A 16,948-nucleotide genomic window follows, 5' to 3' on the forward strand; every position below is an offset into this window, starting at 1 on the left:
CGGCCGGCAAGTTATGCCCAGGCCACGGCGAACCCGCCCGGCCCAACCGAATTCAGCCCTGACGACGTTCCCACGAAAGAGGAATCGAGCATGAGCACTGCCGAGCGAGCCCCCATCCTGCTGACTCCCGGTCCGCTGACCACGTCCCCCCGCACCCGTCGCGCCATGATGGTCGACTGGGGTTCGTGGGACGCCGACTTCAACGAGCTGACCGCCGATGTGTGCAAGCGCCTGCTGGCGATCATCCACGGCGAGCAGACCCATACCTGCGTGCCCCTGCAGGGCAGCGGCACCTTCTCCGTCGAGGCCGCCGTGGGCACCCTGGTGCCGCGCGACGGCAAGGTGCTGGTGCTGATCAACGGCGCCTACGGCAAGCGCCTGGCGAAAATCTGCCAGGTGATCGGCCGCGAGTTCAGCACCTTCGAAACCGAAGAAGACGTGCCGACCACCGCCGCCGACGTCGACCGTCTGCTCACGGAAGACCCCAGCGTCACCCACGTCGCACTGATCCATTGCGAGACCAGCACCGGCATCCTCAACCCGCTGCAGGACATCGCCAAGGTCATCGAATCCCACGGCAAGCGCCTGATCATCGACGCCATGAGCTCCTTCGGCGCCCTGGACATCGACGCCCGCCACATTCCCTTCGACGCGCTGATCGCCGCTTCCGGCAAATGCCTGGAAGGCGTGCCGGGGATGGGCTTCGTCTTCGCCCGCAGCAGCGCGCTGAACGCCAGCGCCGGCAACTGCCATTCGCTGTCCATGGACCTGCAGGACCAGCAGGCCTACATGGCCAAGACCGGCCAGTGGCGCTTCACTCCGCCGACCCACGTGGTCGCCGCGCTGCACGAAGCGCTGACCCAGTACGAGGAGGAGGGCGGCCTTGCGGCCCGTCATCAGCGTTACGCAAACAATTGCCAGACTCTGCTGGCCGAGATGGCCGAACTCGGGTTCCGCAGCTTCCTGCCGGCCGCGATCCAGGCTCCGATCATCGTCACCTTCCATGCTCCGAGTGACGCCCGCTACAGCTTCACCGAGTTCTACAACCGGGTGCGCGAGAAGGGCTTCATCCTCTACCCGGGCAAGCTGACCCAGGTGGAAACCTTCCGCGTCGGTTGCATCGGCCAGGTCGACGCCAACGGCATGCGTGCCGCCGTCGCGGCCATCGCCGAGACGCTGAAAGAAATGGAAGTCTTCGAAATCTGACGCCTGCCCGAATTCCCACAGGATTGAATGCCATGAACTACGAACAACCCAAGCAACTGCAAGCCGCCATCCTCGACTGGGCTGGCACCGTGGTCGATTTCGGCTCCTTCGCACCGACCCAGATCTTCGTCGAAGCCTTCGCCGAGTTCGGCGTGCAGGTCAGCCTGGCAGAAGCCCGCGGCCCCATGGGCATGGGCAAGTGGGACCACATCCGTACCCTGTGCGACATCCCGGCCATCGCCGAGCGCTACAAGGCCAAGTTCGGCCGCGTGCCGAGCGACGATGACGTCACCGCCATCTACGAGCGCTTCATGCCGCTGCAGATCGAGAAGATCGCCGAGCACTCGGCGCTGATTCCCGGGGCGCTGGATGCCATTGCCACCCTGCGCAAGGGCGGGCTGAAGATCGGCTCCTGCTCCGGCTACCCGGCGGTGGTGATGGAAAAGGTCGTGGCGCTGGCCAAGACCAACGGCTACGTCGCCGACCACGTGGTGGCCACCGACGAAGTGCCCAACGGCCGTCCGCACCCGGCCCAGGCGCTGGCCAATGTGATCGCCCTGGGCATCAATGACGTGGCAGCCTGCGTGAAGGTCGACGACACCTGGCCGGGCATCCTCGAGGGCCGCAGCGCCGGCATGTGGACCGTGGCGCTGACCTGCTCGGGCAACGCCCTGGGGTTGACCTACGAGCAGTACAAGGCGCTGCCGGCCGAGAAGCTCGATCAGGAGCGTCGTCGCATCGGGCAGATGTTCGAGGGCTCGCGGCCGCATTACCTGATCGACACCATCGCCGAACTGCCGGCGGTGATTGCCGATATCAATGCGCGGTTGGCGCGGGGCGAGATGCCGCAGGGCTGCTGATCCCGAGCGATAACAAAGAAGGCCCGCTTGATGCGGGCCTTCTTTCTTTTGGCTCTTGATGACTTCCAGCGAAACATCCGAGCACTCCGGACCGCCCCTTTCAGTAGGCCTCGTTGGATCGAAGTTTCAGGGGTTGAGCGACATGGATGTCGCGAGAGCCACGATGGGCCAGGGATGGCCCGTCGTGGCGTGCCCCTGAAACTTCGATCCAACGAGGGTATTTTTCGCCCCAAGCGAAAAACCGGATGGAGGGGCAAGCGCTTTGGTTACTTTCTCGCGTTTGAGAAAGTGACTCGCCCGAGGGGGCGAAACCAGAAGTCCCAGTGCACTCCGAGGCGGCGCATGAACACCAAGCAAGAATGCTCAATTCACAACGTTCCGCACAAACCGCACCAGCACATCCCCATGGTTCTGATAGGAAAACGGCTGGTTGCTCTTGAACACATGGAATCCGCCGGCCTCGACCTCCACCGTCTCCTCGGCCAGCACGATGGTCAGCCGGCCCTCGATGACATAGGCCATGTCGTACCAGCCTTCGGCGTCGGGCTCGGCGTTGTAGCGGTCGCCGGGGGCGAGTGCCCAGTGCCAGAGTTCGGCCTGGCGCGTGGCGGGCGTGCTGGCGAGGAGGGTGCCGCGGCTGTCGGGCTGCTGGCCGCCCCAGGCGACGGCGTCTACGCGGGTCAGGCCGCCGGTGGCCGGTGGGCGTACCAGGTCGGCGAAGGTCACGTGGAGCGCGGCGGCGATACGGTCGAGGGTTGCGAGGCTGACGTTGTTGTCGCCTCCCTCGATGCCGACCAGCATCCGCCGGCTGACGCCCGAGGCCTTGGCCAGCGCGTCCTGGCTGAGGCCGGCGCTCCGACGGTGCGTCTTAACGTTATCGGCGACGTGGACCAGCACGCTGGGACGTTCAGAAGGGGTGGGCAGTATATTGCTCATTCTGGCCTTTTTGCGCATTATGTTGCGCATAACAGTCAATCAAGATTTTCCCACCGTTGCAACGCCTGTCCTGGTCCGCATCATGCCTCGCTCTCGCTTTCTTGCCACTGTCTTTCCCATCCTCATCCTGATCGTGTCCATGGCCTCGATCCAGACCGGTGCGTCCGTCGCCAAGAGCCTGTTCCCGGTGCTCGGCGCGGAAGGCGTGACTTCCATGCGCCTGATCTTCGCCGCCATCCTCCTGCTGGCGATCCTGCGGCCGTGGCGCACCTCCCTGCGCGGTAAACCGCTCAAGCCGCTGTTCATCTATGGCGTGACGCTGGGCCTGATGAACCTGACCTTCTACATGGCGCTGCAGACCATCCCGCTGGGTGTCGCCGTGGCCCTGGAGTTCACCGGGCCGCTGGCGGTGGCGCTGTTCTACTCGCGTAAACCCATCGACTTCCTGTGGATCGCCATCGCGGTGGTCGGTCTCGGCCTGCTGCTGCCGATCGCCGACTTCGGCAACGGCATCGACCCCAAGGGCGCCGCGCTGGCGCTGGGAGCGGGAGTCTGCTGGGGGCTCTACATCATCTTCGGCCAGCGCGCCGGCAACGATCTGGGCGCCCAGGGCGCGGCGCTGGGCATCAGCATCGCGGCGATCTGCGTGGCGCCGATCGGCCTCGCGCACAGTGGCATGGGGTTGTTCGATGTCAGCCTGTTCCCGGCGCTGCTGGGCGTGGCGATCCTCTCCAGCGCCTTGCCCTACACCCTGGAAATGATTGCGCTCACCCGTTTGCCTGCGCGCACTTTCGGCACGCTGATGAGCATCGAGCCGGCGTTCGGTGCGTTGTCCGGTCTGGTGTTCCTCGGCGAGCAGCTGACATCGCACCAGTGGATCGCCATCGGTGCCATCATCGTCGCTTCGGTGGGCACCACGTTGAGCAGTCGGCCAAAGCCGGCGCTGGTCGCCGACTGAGAGCGGTGTCCGACAGGAAAAAGCCGCCCGAGGGCGGCTTTTTTGCGTGCGTGGGTGTCATCCCTCCACGCGCATTTCCTTCAGCAGGATCTGCCGCTTGGCGCTGCGCGACAGGCGGATGCACAGCATGACCGCCGCGCAGGTCAGGCCGACGATCAGGCCTTCCCACAGGCCGCGCGGGCCGGTGGGCTCCTGCAGCCAGTGGGCCAGGCCGAGGCTGTAGCCCACCGGCAGGCCGATGCCCCAGTAGGCGAACAGGGTCATGATCATGGTCGCGCGGGTGTCCTGGTAGCCGCGCAGGGCGCCGGCGGCAGTGACCTGCACGGCATCGGAGAACTGGAACAGCGCCGAGAACACCAGCAGCGTGGCGGCCAGCGCCAGCACTTCCGGGTCCTGGGTGTAGAGCCCGGCGATGTGCTCGCGCATCAGCAGCATGCCGCTGGCGGAAATGCAGGCGTACGCCAGCGCCGCGCCCATGCCCACGCCGGCGGCGAAGCGCGCATCGCGCGGTGCGCCGGCGCCGAGGGACTGGCCCACGCGCACGGTCACGGCCATGGCCAGCGAGTAGGGGATCATGAACACCAGTGCACTGAAGTTCAGCGCCACCTGGTGCCCGGCGACGACCTTCTCGCCGAGCTCGCCGATCAGCAGGGCGATCACCGAGAAGATGCTGGATTCGGCGAATACCGCGATGCCGATGGGCAGGCCCACCGCCACCAGGCTGCCGATCACCTTCGGCTGCGGCAGTTCCCAGTGGCTGAACAACTGGCTCGGCTGGTAGACCTTGGCCCAGTTCACCCAGAACAGCATGCCCAGCAACATGAACCACATCACCGAGCCGGTTGCCCAGCCGCAACCGGGGCCGCCCAGGGCCGGGAAGCCGAGGTGGCCGTAGATCAGCACGTAGTTGATCGGGATGTTCAGCATCAGCCCGCAGATGCCCAGCACCATGCTCGGCCGGGTGCGGCCCAGGCCGTCGCTGTAGCAGCGCAGTACGTGGTACAGCGCCACCGCCGGCAGGCCGCAGGCGATACCGCGCAGGTAGAAGCAACTGGGCTCGATCAGCGCTTCCTCGACCTTCATCGCCCGCAATACCGGCTCGGAGAGCAGCCACAGCGTCGCGCCCGCCAGTGGGCCGACCAGCAGCGCCAGCCACAGCGCCTGGCGCACCAGCGGGCCGGTCCCGGCCTGGTCGCCGGAACCATAGCGCTGGGCCACCTTGGCGGTGGTGGCAAGCAGGGTGCCGGTCATCAGCAGGAACACCGGAATCCAGATCGAGTTGCCCAGCGCCACGGCCGCGAGGTCACGCGGGCCGACGCTGCCGGCCATCACGGCATCGACGAAGCCCATGGCGGTAGTGGCCAGCTGGGCGATCATGATGGGCGCTGCGAGGGTCAGCAGTTCCTTGAGTTCGGTGGCGGTGCGCCGTCCGCGGGAGACGGGCTGGGCGAGGCTGGTCACGGCTTTCCTTGGCGAAAGAAATTGGCGGGAAGCCGACCAGTTTAAGGGCTGACGGGCCAGTCAGGAAGTCTTGCCCGCGCCGCGCGGGACCGCGCGCAGGGCTGAAGGATCGGCGCTGACGCAGGGCGCATAACGCGCCAGCGTTATCCGCCTTGAAGGGAGCGGCGGATAACCTGTTCCAGGATATGCGCCCTACATGGCTGTGCGGGACCGCGCGCAGCAGCGCTGGTAAAGTACCTGCTGCCGATTTCTGGAGTCAGCCCATGCGTATCCTTGCCGATGAAAACATTCCCCTGGTCGAAGCCTTCTTCGGTGCCCACGGCGATATCCGCCGTCTGCCGGGACGCGGCATCGACCGTGCCGCCCTGGGCGATGCAGAAGTCCTGCTGGTGCGCTCGGTGACAGACGTCAGCCGCGAGCTGCTCCAGGGCAGCCAGGTGAAGTTCGTCGGCACCTGCACCATCGGCACCGATCATCTCGATCTCGATTACTTCGCCGAGGCCGGTATCGCCTGGTCCAGTGCGCCGGGTTGCAATGCCCGTGGCGTGGTCGACTGGGTGCTGGGCAGCCTGCTGGCGCTGGCCGACGTGCACGGCGCGAAGCTCGCCGAGCGCCGCTATGGCGTGATCGGCGCTGGGCAGGTGGGCGGTCGTCTGGTGGACGTGCTGCGCGGTCTGGGCTGGGATGTGCGCGTCTGCGATCCGCCGCGCGCGGCTGTCGAGGGCGGCGATTTTCGCAGCCTGGAGGAAGTGCTGCGCGAGTGCGACGTGATCAGCCTGCACACGCCGCTGACCCGCGACGGCGACAACCCGACCCGCCACCTGATCGACGCCGAGCGCCTCAAGGCACTGCGCCCCGGCACCTGGCTGATCAATGCCAGCCGCGGCGGTGTGGTCGACAACACCGCGCTACGCGTTCACCTGGAATCCGGCGCGAATCTCGACGTGGCGCTGGATGTCTGGGAGGGCGAGCCGGAGGTCAATGTGCGCCTGGCCGAACTCTGCCGCATCGCGACGCCGCACATCGCCGGCTACAGCCTCGACGGCAAGCTGCGCGGCACCGCGCAGATCTACGAAGCGTTCTGCGCCTGGCAGCAGCGCGCGCCGGAAGTCGATCTCGACGACCTGCTGCCCGCGCAATGGCTGGCCGAACTGAGCCTCAAGCAAGAGTGCGACCCGGACTGGGCGCTGGCGATGCTCTGCCGTGCGGTCTATGACCCGCGCAGCGACGACGCCAACTTCCGTCGCAGCCTGGTAGGCGATACCAAGACCCGGCGGGCGGCCTTCGACGCGCTGCGCAAGCACTACCCGCCGCGGCGCGAGATCAACGGGCTATGGGTGGACATCCAGGGTGATTCGCCGCGCCTGGAAAGCCTGCTGACCGCCTTGGGCGCCAACCGGGTCGGGGAATAGGGCGGACGCGCCGCCGCACCGACTGTCAGCGGCGTGGCTGCTCGCAGGTCTTGTCCAGTTCCTGGCAGGCGCGCTGGATCATGTCTTCGGTGATCGGGACCTCGCGGCCCTGGGCATCGATGATCGAGCCGCCGACCGGCTGCTGCGGGTTGCGCGGGGCGGGGCGGGGAGTGGGTTCACGGTGGGTTTGCAGGCTCATGGCCAATCTCCTCTACATCAGGTTCGTTGCAGTCTAGGCAGATCAGATGAAAGCCCGGTGACAGAGGCTGCGCGTGGCAGCGCCGAAGAACCGTCACCGAAGACAGGCGACCAATGCCCTCGCAGATTGCATGCCAATCGCGTGGTCCCCGGTCGTCTGCTTGTCGTTATAGTGAGTGGAACCGTCGCTTCCCTGGTCCGACCCGGCCTTGCGCCGGTGGTTCGAAGAAGTTTCCCTCGAGGTTGAGTATGGACAGGATTCGCATAGGGCTGATCATCAATCCGCTGGCCGGTATTGGTGGGCCGACGGCGCTCAAGGGCAGTGACGGGGTGGCCGAGCTGGCCCTCGCGCGCGGCGCGCAGCCGCGGGCAGCGGAGCGCACCCGCGTGGCGCTGGAGCATCTGTTGCCGGTGCGCGAGCGCCTGGAGTTCCTCACTTTTCCCGGCGCCATGGGCGCCGAGCTGCTGGCGAGCATGGGCTTCGGCCACCGCCTGGTCGGCGTGCTGGAAAAGGAGCAGAGCAGTGCGGCGGATACCCGTCACGCCGTACAGGCGCTGCAGGAGGCTGGCGTGGCGCTGATCCTCTTCGCCGGTGGCGATGGCACCGCGCGGGACGTCGCCGAAGCGGCCCGCGAAGGCCAGCCGGTGCTGGGCATCCCCGCCGGGGTGAAGATCCACTCCGGCGTCTATGCCATCAGCCCGCGGGCCGCCGGGGAACTGGCACGACGACTGGTGGACGGCGGCCTGGTGCGCCTGACCCAGGGCGAAGTGCGCGACCTCGACGAAGCGGCGCTGCGCGAGGGGCGTGTCGCTGCGCGCTGGTATGCCGAACTGACGGTGCCCGAGGAAGGTCACTTCATGCAGCATGTGAAACAGGCTGGCATGGAGACCGAGGAGCTGGTGCTGGCCGATCTCGCCGCCTGGCTGGAAGACAGCTGGGAAGACGACGTACGTTACGTCTTCGGCCCCGGTTCGACGCTGCATGGGCTGGCTGCCGACCTGCACCTGGACACCACGCTGCTGGGCGTCGACGTGGTCGAGAACGGTGAAGTGATCGCCCGCGATGTCACCGAGGCGCAGTTGTTCGAGCTGGTGCACGGCCACCCGGCCTTCCTGCTGGTGACGGCCATTGGCGGCCAGGGGCATATCCTCGGCCGTGGCAACCAGCAGATCAGCCCACGGGTGCTGCGCGCCATCGGCATCGAACGGCTGCGGGTGATCGCCACCAAGCGCAAGCTCGGCACCCTCGAAGGCCGGCCGCTGCTGGTGGACAGCGGCGACGCCGAGCTGGACGCAAGCTTCCCCGCTGCAGTGCGGGTGTGGGCCGGTTACAAGGAAGAACTGCTCTATCCGCTGGGCTGGGGCAGCGAGGGTTGAAACCGCTCGAAGGCACGGTGGTGATTACCCGCGTTGCTGATCTAGACTCCTGCACTTCGTGAAAACGGGACGAGGGAGCAGGGCCATGCATTCGGGCGGTTGTCTGTGCGGCGCAGTGCGTTTCGAGATCGATGGCGAACTGGCGCCTGTCCAGGTCTGCCATTGCAGCCAGTGCCGCAAGGCCCAGGGCGGGCCGTTCGCCACCAACATTCCCGTGGACCGCGCGGCCTTCCGCCTGCTCGGCGGCGAGTCGCAGCTGGGCGAGTATCGCGCTACCGCCGATAAGAAGCGCGTGTTCTGCCGCACCTGCGGCTCGCCGATCTACAGCGCCCGCGATGCCCTGCCGGAGACTTTGCGGGTGCGTGCGGGAACCCTGGACGAGCCGGTACGGACAAAGCTCGAAGCACATTATTACGTCGCGTCCCGCGCCAGCTGGTGGCCGCTGGAGGACAATCTGCCCCGTCACGAGGGTGCAAAACCAGGATGAATGAGCTGGCTCAGCCGCCAGTACTCAGGGAGTAGCAGGGTCAGTGGGAATGGAACGAAAATTTCGCGTGCTGGTGCTCGGGGGCTACGGCAACTTCGGCAGCCTGATCGTACGGCGTCTGAGCGGTATCGAAGGAATCCGCGTCCTGGTGGGCGGACGCGACCAGCGCCGCGCCAATGAGCTGGCCGCGCAGGTGGGCGGCGAGGCGGTGTGCCTGGATATGAACCAGCCGACCCTGGCCGGCCGCCTCAACGAGCTGAAGGTGGACCTGGTGATTTCCACCGCCGGTCCCTTCCAGGGGCAGGATTACCGCGTCGCCCGTGCCGCCATCGGCGCCCGCGCCCATTACGTCGACCTGGCGGACGCGCGCCAGTTCGTCTGCGGCATCGACGAACTCGACCGCGCCGCGCGCAGTGCCGGCGTGCTGGTCTGCAGCGGCGCCAGTTCGGTGCCTGCGCTGGCCGCCTCGGTGATCGACGAACTGCTGCCACGCTTCCAGCGGCTGGACAGCATCCACCATGGCATCAGCTCCTCGGCAAAGATTCCCGGGGAGGCCACAGTGTCCGCAGTGCTCGGTTACTGCGGCAAGCCGTTGCGGCAGTGGCGGCAGGGACGCTGGCAGGACGTGCACGGCTGGCAGGGGCTCAATCGCCACCGCTTTCCCGCCCCCCTGGGCAAACGCTGGCTGGCCCATTGCGATGTGCCGGACCTGGATCTCTTCCCGCAGCGCTATGCCGGCGTGCAGGACGTACGTTTCTCCGCCGGCCTGGGGTTGCGGCTCACCCAGTTCGGTACCTGGGGCCTGTCCTGGCTGGTGCGCGCCGGCCTGGTGAAGGATGCCGCACGACTGGGCGCAGGCCTGCATCGCATGGCCGTGGCCATGGAGCCGCTGGGCGATGGCCGCAGTGGCATGTTCGTCCAGCTGCAAGGCCTTGACGGCGAAGGCAAGCCACTGCTGCTGTGTTGGGAAATACTTGCGCAGCGCGACCATGGCCCGAATATCCCCTGCATGGCGGCGGTGGCACTGGCCCGCAAGCTGGCCGCCGGGGAGCTTCGTCAGCGTGGCGCCACGCCCTGTATCGGCCTGCTCAGCAAGGATGAGTACGTGGCTGAACTGGAGGGCCTGGATATCTCCCACGGCCTGCGTGAGCTGGCCGTGCATTGAGTGTCGGCTGTTGCTCAGGCAACAGTCGATCAGCAGCGCTGTTGCCTGAGTGACATGAGTCACCCCCGGTTCCCCGCTCAAGTGCCCTGAAACCGCACATTTCCCTGTTGGTACGGCCCTTGCTCAAGGCTTCTGTACCTAGCGCAACAGTCAACAGGGAAAACCCATGACCAGCCCCATCAAAGTGGTCGCCGTCTCCGGCGGCACCTATCGCCCCTCGCGCACCCTGGTGCTTACCCAGGCCGTGCTCGACGCCCTCGGCGAGCAGCTCCCGGTAGAAGCCCAAGTCATCGAATTGGCTGACATCGCCCGCCCGCTGGGTGCCGCGCTGTCCCGCCAGGAGCTCTCCGCCGAGCTGGAAGCCACCTTGCGCGAGATCGAGACCGCCGACCTGCTGGTCGTCGCCTCGCCGGTCTACCGCGGTTCCTATCCGGGCCTGCTCAAGCATCTGTTCGACCTGGTGGACATGAACGCCCTGATCGACACCCCGGTGCTGCTCGCCGCCACCGGTGGCAGCGAGCGCCACGCGCTGGTCCTCGACCACCAGCTGCGCCCGCTGTTCAGCTTCTTCCAGTCGATCACGCTGCCCATCGGCGTGTACGCCAGCGAGGCGGACTTCGCCAACTACCAGATCACCAGCGACACCCTGCGCGCGCGCATCCAGCTGGCCGCCGAGCGCGCCGCGCCGCTGTTCGCCCGTCCGCAACTGCGCAAGACCGCCTGAGGAGCCCTCGATGAACGTGTTCTGGTTCCTGCCCACTCACGGCGACGGCCACTTCCTCGGCACCAGCGAGGGCGCGCGCCCGGTATCGCTGCCGTATCTCAAGCAGATCGCCCAGGCCGCCGATTCCCTCGGCTACTACGGGGTGCTGATTCCCACCGGTCGTTCCTGCGAAGATTCCTGGGTGGTCGCCTCGGCCCTGGCGCCCCTCACCGAGCGCCTGCGCTACCTGGTGGCGATTCGTCCGGGAATCATCTCGCCGACCGTCTCCGCGCGCATGGCCGCGACCCTGGATCGCCTGTCCGGCGGACGCCTGCTGATCAACGTGGTCACCGGTGGCGATCCGGATGAAAACCGTGGCGACGGCATCCACCTCAGCCATGCCGAGCGCTATGAAGTCACCGACGAGTTCCTGCGCATCTGGCGCCGCGTACTGCAGGGCGAGTCCGTGGACTTCGCCGGCAAGCACCTGCAGGTGGAGAACGCCAAGGCGCTCTATCCGCCGATCCAGAAGCCGTATCCGCCGCTGTACTTCGGCGGCTCTTCCGCGGAGGCCCACGACCTCGCCGCCGAGCAGGTGGACGTCTACCTGACCTGGGGCGAACCGCCACAGGCGGTCGCGCAGAAGATCGCCGACGTGCGCGAGAAGGCGGCGAAGCAGGGGCGCAGCGTGAAGTTCGGCATCCGCCTGCACGTGATCGTCCGCGAAACCGCCGAGGAAGCCTGGCAGGCGGCCGACAAGCTGATCGCCAACATCTCCGACGAGACCATCGCCAACGCGCAGAAGTCCTTCGCCCGCTTCGATTCCGAAGGCCAGCGGCGCATGGCCGCGCTGCACGGCGGCCGGCGTGACCAGCTGGAGATCTACCCCAATCTCTGGGCCGGCGTCGGCCTGGTGCGCGGCGGTGCCGGCACCGCGCTGGTGGGCGACCCGCAGCAGGTCGCCGAGCGCATCAAGGAGTACGCGGACCTGGGGATCGACAGCTTCATCTTCTCCGGCTACCCGCACCTGGAAGAGGCGTATCGCTTCGCCGAGCTGGTCTTCCCGTTGCTACCCGAACCCTATGCGAGCCTCGCCGGGCGCGGCGTGACCAACCTGACCGGGCCCTTCGGCGAAATGATCGCCAACGATGTGCTGCCCGGACGCAAGGCCGGCTGAGCCCCACCCATGACGTGCCGGGCAGGAGCCCGGTACGCATTCAATCGAACAAAGAGGAAGCGAGCGTGAACGCCAAGACGCGTCTCGACGCACAGACACCTGGGCAAATAGCCCAACGCCTGGCCGCCGGTTTCGCCGAAACCGCCGCCGAACGCGACATCCGCGGCGGCACGCCGAAAGCCGAGCGCGACGCGCTGCGCCAGAGCGGCCTGTTGTCGCTGATCATCCCCAGCGAATACGGCGGCCTGGGCGCCGACTGGAGCACCACGCTGGACATCGTCCGCCAGTTCGCCGTGGTCGATAGCTCCATTGCCCATGTGTTCGGCTTCCAGCACCTGATGCTGGCCACCGTGCGCCTGTTCTCGCGACCCGAGCAGTGGCAGCCGTGGTTCGAGCTGACCGCGCGCAACCAATGGTTCTGGGGTAACGCCCTGAACCCGCTGGACACCCGCACCGTGTCGCGCAGCTTCGCCGGCTGGCGCGAGTTCTCCGGGCGCAAGAGCTTCTGCTCCGGCGCGCTGGATTCGGAAATGCTCATCGCCTCGGCGCTGGACGGCGAGGGCGGCAAGCTGCTGATCGCCGCCATTCCCACCGCGCGCAGCGGCATCAGCCTCGCCCACGACTGGGACAACATGGGCCAGCGCCAGACCGACAGCGGCAGCGCCACCTTCGAGCGCGTGCGCGTGGAGGAGAGCGAACTGCTGCTCGACCCGGGCCCGCTGAGCACGCCGTTCGCCTGCCTGCGCCCGCTGATCGCGCAACTGATCTTTACCCACGTCTTCCTGGGTATCGCCGAGGGCGCCTTCGAGGAGGCGCGGCAATACACGCTCAAGGAAGCCCGCCCGTGGTTCCGCTCCAATGCCGCCACGGTCAGCGAAGACCCTTACGTGCTTGCCCATTACGGCGAGTTCTGGGTCGGCCTGGAAAGCACCCGCCTGCTGGTGCGCCGTGCCGCGCAACTGCTCGACGAGGCCTGGGGCAAGGGCGCCGCGCTGGACGCCGAGGAGCGTGGCCGGCTGGCCGTGGCCATCGCCACCGCCAAGGTCGCGGCCACGCGCAACGGCCTGGAAATCTGCAACCGCCTGTTCGAGGTCACCGGCGCACGTTCCACCCATGCCGCACTGCGCATCGACCGCTACTGGCGCAACCTGCGCACCCAGACCCTGCACGACCCGGTGGACTACAAGGTCCGCGAGCTGGGTGACTGGGCGCTGAACCAGCAACTCCCGCAACCGACTTTCTACTCATGAATGCGACCACACCCGAGGGTCTGCTGACCCTGCCCAAGTCCCCCGCGCTGGCGACTTCCATCCGCGCCACGGCCCAGGTTTTCGAAGACCCGAAATCCCAGGCATTGCTCGACCACCTGCAACAGGTCGCGCCCAGCGAGGCCAGCGTTCTGATCATTGGCGAAACCGGCACCGGCAAGGAATTGGTGGCGCGGCACATCCATAATCTCAGCGTGCGACGGGGCGGTCCGTTCGTGGCGGTGAACTGCGGCGCCTTCTCCGAATCCCTGGTGGAGGCCGAGCTGTTCGGCCACGAGAAAGGCGCCTTCACCGGAGCGCTGGCGGCGAAGGCCGGCTGGTTCGAGGAAGCCGATGGAGGCACCCTGTTCCTCGACGAGATCGGTGACTTGCCGATGCCGATCCAAGTGAAACTGCTGCGCGTGCTGCAGGAACGCGAAGTGGTGCGCCTGGGCTCGCGCAAGAGCATCCCGATCAACGTGCGGGTGCTGGCGGCCACCAACGTGCAGCTGGAGAAGGCGATCAACGCCGGGCACTTCCGCGAGGACCTCTACTACCGGCTCAACGTGGTCAGCCTGGAGCTTTCGCCGCTGCGCGAGCGGCCCGGCGACATCCTCCCGCTGACCCGCCATTTCATCGCCGAATACAGCCGTCGCCTGGGCTACGGGCAGAGCCAGCTGAGCGCCGAGGCGGCGCAGAAGCTGCGCAGCTATTCCTGGCCGGGGAACATCCGCGAGCTGGAAAACGTCATCCACCACACTTTGCTGATCTGCCGTGACGGCGTGGTGCGCGCGCAAGACCTGCACCTGTCCAACCTGCGCATCGAGCGCAGCGACGAGCCGCGCCTGGAATCGCTGGGCGCCGAGCAGATTCTCCAGCAGGCCTTCCAGCGCCTGTTCGAGGAGCAGGGCGGCAACCTCCACGCACGGGTGGAAGACGCGCTGCTGCGCGCAGCCTATCGCTTCTGCCACTGCAACCAGGTGCACACTGCCAATCTGCTGGGCCTGAGCCGCAACGTCACGCGCACGCGGCTGATCGAGATCGGCGAACTGGTGGTGAACAAGCGCCGGGGCGCGGCGGTGATCGACCCGGACAGGGGCGTGCGGTTGTCGATCTAGGCCCGTCTATTTGGAGGTATTCGCCACGGGCAACTGATCCACGGCAACGAAACCGGCCACTGGCCAGCCTAGACTCCGGGACCGCCCCTCCCCAGCGAAAGGAGTCACCCATGCACGTGGACATCGCCATCGTCGGCGCCGGCCCCGCCGGGCTTTGCCTGGCCCGCTCGTTGTCGGGCAATGGCCTGTCGATCCTGCTGATCGAGCGCCAGCCGCTGGCCGCCGTGGCCGAACCCGCCGAGGATGGCCGGGAGATCGCCCTGACCCACGCTTCACGCGCCGAGTTGCAACGCCTGGGGATGTGGTCGCGGATCGACCCGCAGGAAGTCTCGCCGCTGCGCGATGCCCAGGTGCTCAACGGTCCGTCGCTGTTCACCCTGCGCATCGAGGCGGAACAGGCCGGGGCCGAACAGCTGGGCTACTTCGTGTCGAACCAGATGATCCGCCGCGCGGCCTTCGATGCAGTGCACGAGTGCCCGGACGTCTCGCTGGTCTGCGGGCGTGCACTGCGCTCGCTGCGTGTCGGGCAGAACGGCGTGGACCTGACGCTGGATGACGACAGCCGCGTCCATGCGCGCCTGCTGGTTGCCGCCGATAGCCGCTTCTCCGAGACCCGCCGCATGCTGGGTATCGGCGCGAGCATGGAGGACTTCGGCAAGACCATGATGGTATGCCGCATGGCCCACGAGAAACCGCACCACAACGTCGCCTGGGAATGGTTCGGCTACGGCCAGACCTTGGCGCTGCTGCCGATCAACGGCGACCGCTCCTCGGTGGTACTGACCCTGCCGCAGCGCGAGATGGCGCCGCTGCTGGAGATGGACGAGAAAGCCTTTGCCGCCGAAATGGAACGTCGCTTCGACCGCCGCCTGGGCGGGATGGAACTGCTCGGCCCGCGGCACAGCTACCCGCTGGTGGGCGTCTACTCCGACCGCTTCGTCGGCCCGCGCAGCGCGCTGATCGGCGATGCCGCCGTCGGTATGCATCCGGTGACGGCGCACGGCTTCAATTTCGGCCTGCAGAGCCAGCGCCGGCTGGCCAATGAAATCCTCGCGACCCACCGCCGGGGCGGTGATATCGGCGGTTCCTGGCCGCTGCGCCGCTACGCCATGGCCCATCGCCTGGCGACCTGGCCGCTGTACCAGGCCACCCGGCTGATCGTCGGCATGTACACCGACCCGCGTCCTCCGGTTCGTCTGCTGCGCAATGCCGGCCTGCGCCTGGCGCAGAACCTGCCGCCGCTGCGGTCGGCGATTGCCAGGCACTTGACGCAAGGCGCCTGAGAGCGTTCTCCCGAGGCTTCAGGCGGCCTCGGTCCGCCGCGCCTTCTTCTGCTCCAGCTCCTTCACTAGCGGCAGTACCTTCTCGCCGAAGTAGCGCACCTCTTCCTGGAAATGCAGGAAGCCCGCCAGCACCAGATCCACGCCGACTGCCTTTAGCGCGACGATGCGTTCGGCGATCTGTTGCGGCGTGCCGATCAGGTTGGTCTTGAACCCGTCGTTGTACTGCACCAGGTCCTCGAAGGTGGATTTCGCCCAGTTGCCTTCGCCTTCGGGCGAGGCGGCGCCGGCCTGTTTCGCCGCGTGGCCGAAGGCATTCACTGCTTCCGGGTCGGCCTTGTCGATGATTTCGGCGAGCACCGCGCGGGCCTCTTCCTCAGTGTCGCGGGCGATGACGAAGGCGTTGACCCCGATTTTCACCGAATGACAGTTGGCGGCGGCCTTCTCGCGGATGTCGTCCACCTGAGCCTTGATGCCTTCCACGCTGTTGCCGTTGGTGAAGTACCAGTCGGATACCCGCGAGGCCATGTCGCGCGCGGCCCGGGAGCTGCCGCCCTGGAAGATTTCCGGGTGCGGGCGCTGGATGGGTTTGGGTTTCAGGTTGTAGTCGTGGAAGCGGTAGAAGTCACCCTTGAAGGTGAAGTTGTCCTGGGTCCAGATGCCCTTCAGGGCGCGGATGAATTCCTCGGAGCGACGGTAGCGCTCGTCGTGCTCCAGCCAGGGTTCGCCGATGGCCTGGAACTCGCCCTTGAACCAGCCGCTCACGATGTTCACGGCGATGCGGCCGGCGGTGAGCTGGTCGATGGTCGCCAGTTGCTTGGCGGCCAGCGAGGGCGTCCAGGGCCCGGGGAGGATAGCGGCGATCACCTTGAGCTTTTCGGTGGCGCCCAGCAGCGCGTGGCTGAAGGCGACGGACTCATGCTGGTTCTCGGCGCCGTAACCGGCGGTGAAGCGAATCTGTGTCAGCGCGTAGTCGAATCCTGCGTTCTCGGCGATGCGCGCCAGTTCGCGGTTGTAGTCGATGTCCCAGTGGGTGCGCTGTTCGATCTTGCTGACCACCAGGCCGCCACTGACGTTGGGGACCCAGTAGGCGAAACGGATCGGTTGCTGGCTCATGGCTCGGCTCCTCGTTGCTGCACGGCGGCGAAGGTGCCGCAAGGTGATCAGAGCGAAAGCCGTGCCACGCGAGGAAACTCCAGCCTGATCAGCAGCTTGCCGGTTCGCCGGGACAGCCGCCGGTGTTTTGCCGGGAGCAATGCTGCTGGCCAGGTGTTGGACAGGCAACAGTGGCGGGTGCGACAACCGGCCCCTGAGCAGGCTTGGGGAAGGCTGTCAGAATTCCCCGTTCACCTGCTCCCAGAAG

At 66.9% G+C, this 16,948-nt stretch carries 16 protein-coding genes; 12 read left to right on the top strand and 4 right to left on the bottom strand.

Going from position 1 to position 16,948, the window contains the following annotated elements:
• The first annotated feature begins 90 nt into the window (after positions 1-90).
• Both GJV37_RS10060 and phnX read left to right on the top strand, forming a co-directional pair.
• Positions 91-1,206, top strand: a complete 1,116-nt coding sequence (locus GJV37_RS10060) for a 2-aminoethylphosphonate--pyruvate transaminase (RefSeq protein ID WP_193452403.1) — start codon at positions 91-93, stop codon at positions 1,204-1,206.
• A 32-nt stretch (positions 1,207-1,238) separates the two neighbouring features.
• On the top strand, positions 1,239-2,066 hold the full coding sequence (phnX, locus tag GJV37_RS10065; protein WP_024762379.1) for a phosphonoacetaldehyde hydrolase: 828 nt from the start codon (positions 1,239-1,241) through the stop codon (positions 2,064-2,066).
• Between the two features lie 363 nt (positions 2,067-2,429).
• Here the strand turns inward: phnX and GJV37_RS10070 are convergent, their stop codons facing one another.
• On the bottom strand, positions 2,430-3,032 hold the full coding sequence (locus GJV37_RS10070; protein WP_065083834.1) for a helix-turn-helix domain-containing protein: 603 nt from the start codon (positions 3,030-3,032) through the stop codon (positions 2,430-2,432).
• Between the two features lie 52 nt (positions 3,033-3,084).
• On the opposite strand from GJV37_RS10070, the gene rhtA reads away from it, so the two are divergent.
• Positions 3,085-3,960, top strand: coding sequence for a threonine/homoserine exporter RhtA (rhtA, locus tag GJV37_RS10075; protein WP_193452404.1), 876 nt, complete (start codon positions 3,085-3,087; stop codon positions 3,958-3,960).
• Positions 3,961-4,017: 57 nt separating this feature from the next.
• Here the strand turns inward: rhtA and GJV37_RS10080 are convergent, their stop codons facing one another.
• Complete coding sequence (locus GJV37_RS10080; protein ID WP_024762377.1) at positions 4,018-5,421, bottom strand: MATE family efflux transporter; 1,404 nt, start codon at positions 5,419-5,421, stop codon at positions 4,018-4,020.
• 263 nt (positions 5,422-5,684) lie between these two features.
• Between GJV37_RS10080 and pdxB the strand changes: the two genes are divergently transcribed.
• A complete protein-coding gene (gene pdxB, locus GJV37_RS10085) occupies positions 5,685-6,833 on the top strand; it encodes a 4-phosphoerythronate dehydrogenase PdxB (RefSeq protein WP_193452405.1) in 1,149 nt (382 codons plus the stop codon).
• Between the two features lie 25 nt (positions 6,834-6,858).
• Here the strand turns inward: pdxB and GJV37_RS10090 are convergent, their stop codons facing one another.
• Positions 6,859-7,032, bottom strand: a complete 174-nt coding sequence (locus tag GJV37_RS10090) for a PA1571 family protein (RefSeq protein ID WP_164488251.1) — start codon at positions 7,030-7,032, stop codon at positions 6,859-6,861.
• A 248-nt stretch (positions 7,033-7,280) separates the two neighbouring features.
• Between GJV37_RS10090 and GJV37_RS10095 the strand changes: the two genes are divergently transcribed.
• From GJV37_RS10095 to ubiM, 8 genes are all read left to right on the top strand, one after another.
• Positions 7,281-8,408: an ATP-NAD kinase family protein gene (locus GJV37_RS10095; RefSeq protein ID WP_193452406.1), complete on the top strand. Its 1,128-nt coding sequence runs from the start codon at positions 7,281-7,283 to the stop codon at positions 8,406-8,408.
• A gap of 85 nt (positions 8,409-8,493) precedes the next feature.
• Complete coding sequence (locus GJV37_RS10100) at positions 8,494-8,895, top strand: GFA family protein (RefSeq protein WP_024762374.1); 402 nt, start codon at positions 8,494-8,496, stop codon at positions 8,893-8,895.
• A 49-nt stretch (positions 8,896-8,944) separates the two neighbouring features.
• Entirely contained in the window at positions 8,945-10,060 is a 1,116-nt protein-coding gene (locus GJV37_RS10105; protein WP_193452407.1) for a saccharopine dehydrogenase family protein, read from the top strand.
• Positions 10,061-10,226: 166 nt separating this feature from the next.
• Positions 10,227-10,784 (top strand): FMN reductase, encoded by a 558-nt coding sequence (gene msuE, locus GJV37_RS10110; protein ID WP_024762372.1) that lies wholly within the window; start codon positions 10,227-10,229, stop codon positions 10,782-10,784.
• 10 nt (positions 10,785-10,794) lie between these two features.
• On the top strand, positions 10,795-11,940 hold the full coding sequence (gene ssuD / locus GJV37_RS10115; protein ID WP_084357660.1) for an FMNH2-dependent alkanesulfonate monooxygenase: 1,146 nt from the start codon (positions 10,795-10,797) through the stop codon (positions 11,938-11,940).
• 65 nt (positions 11,941-12,005) lie between these two features.
• Positions 12,006-13,190: an acyl-CoA dehydrogenase family protein gene (locus GJV37_RS10120; RefSeq protein ID WP_193452408.1), complete on the top strand. Its 1,185-nt coding sequence runs from the start codon at positions 12,006-12,008 to the stop codon at positions 13,188-13,190.
• Positions 13,187-14,305 carry a sigma-54 interaction domain-containing protein gene (locus GJV37_RS10125; RefSeq protein WP_024762369.1) on the top strand — a complete coding sequence of 373 codons (1,119 nt, stop codon included), beginning with the start codon at positions 13,187-13,189 and terminating at the stop codon, positions 14,303-14,305. Before GJV37_RS10120 ends, GJV37_RS10125 begins: the two co-directional genes overlap by 4 nt.
• A 110-nt stretch (positions 14,306-14,415) precedes the next feature.
• Positions 14,416-15,588: a 5-demethoxyubiquinol-8 5-hydroxylase UbiM gene (ubiM, locus tag GJV37_RS10130; protein ID WP_024762368.1), complete on the top strand. Its 1,173-nt coding sequence runs from the start codon at positions 14,416-14,418 to the stop codon at positions 15,586-15,588.
• An 18-nt stretch (positions 15,589-15,606) separates the two neighbouring features.
• Here the strand turns inward: ubiM and sfnG are convergent, their stop codons facing one another.
• A complete protein-coding gene (gene sfnG / locus GJV37_RS10135) occupies positions 15,607-16,701 on the bottom strand; it encodes a dimethylsulfone monooxygenase SfnG (protein WP_193452409.1) in 1,095 nt (364 codons plus the stop codon).
• Between the last annotated feature and the right edge of the window lie 247 nt (positions 16,702-16,948).

The organism is Pseudomonas nitroreducens, from assembly GCF_010994165.1.
In the GTDB taxonomy this organism is placed as follows: Bacteria; Pseudomonadota; Gammaproteobacteria; order Pseudomonadales; family Pseudomonadaceae; genus Pseudomonas; species Pseudomonas nitroreducens.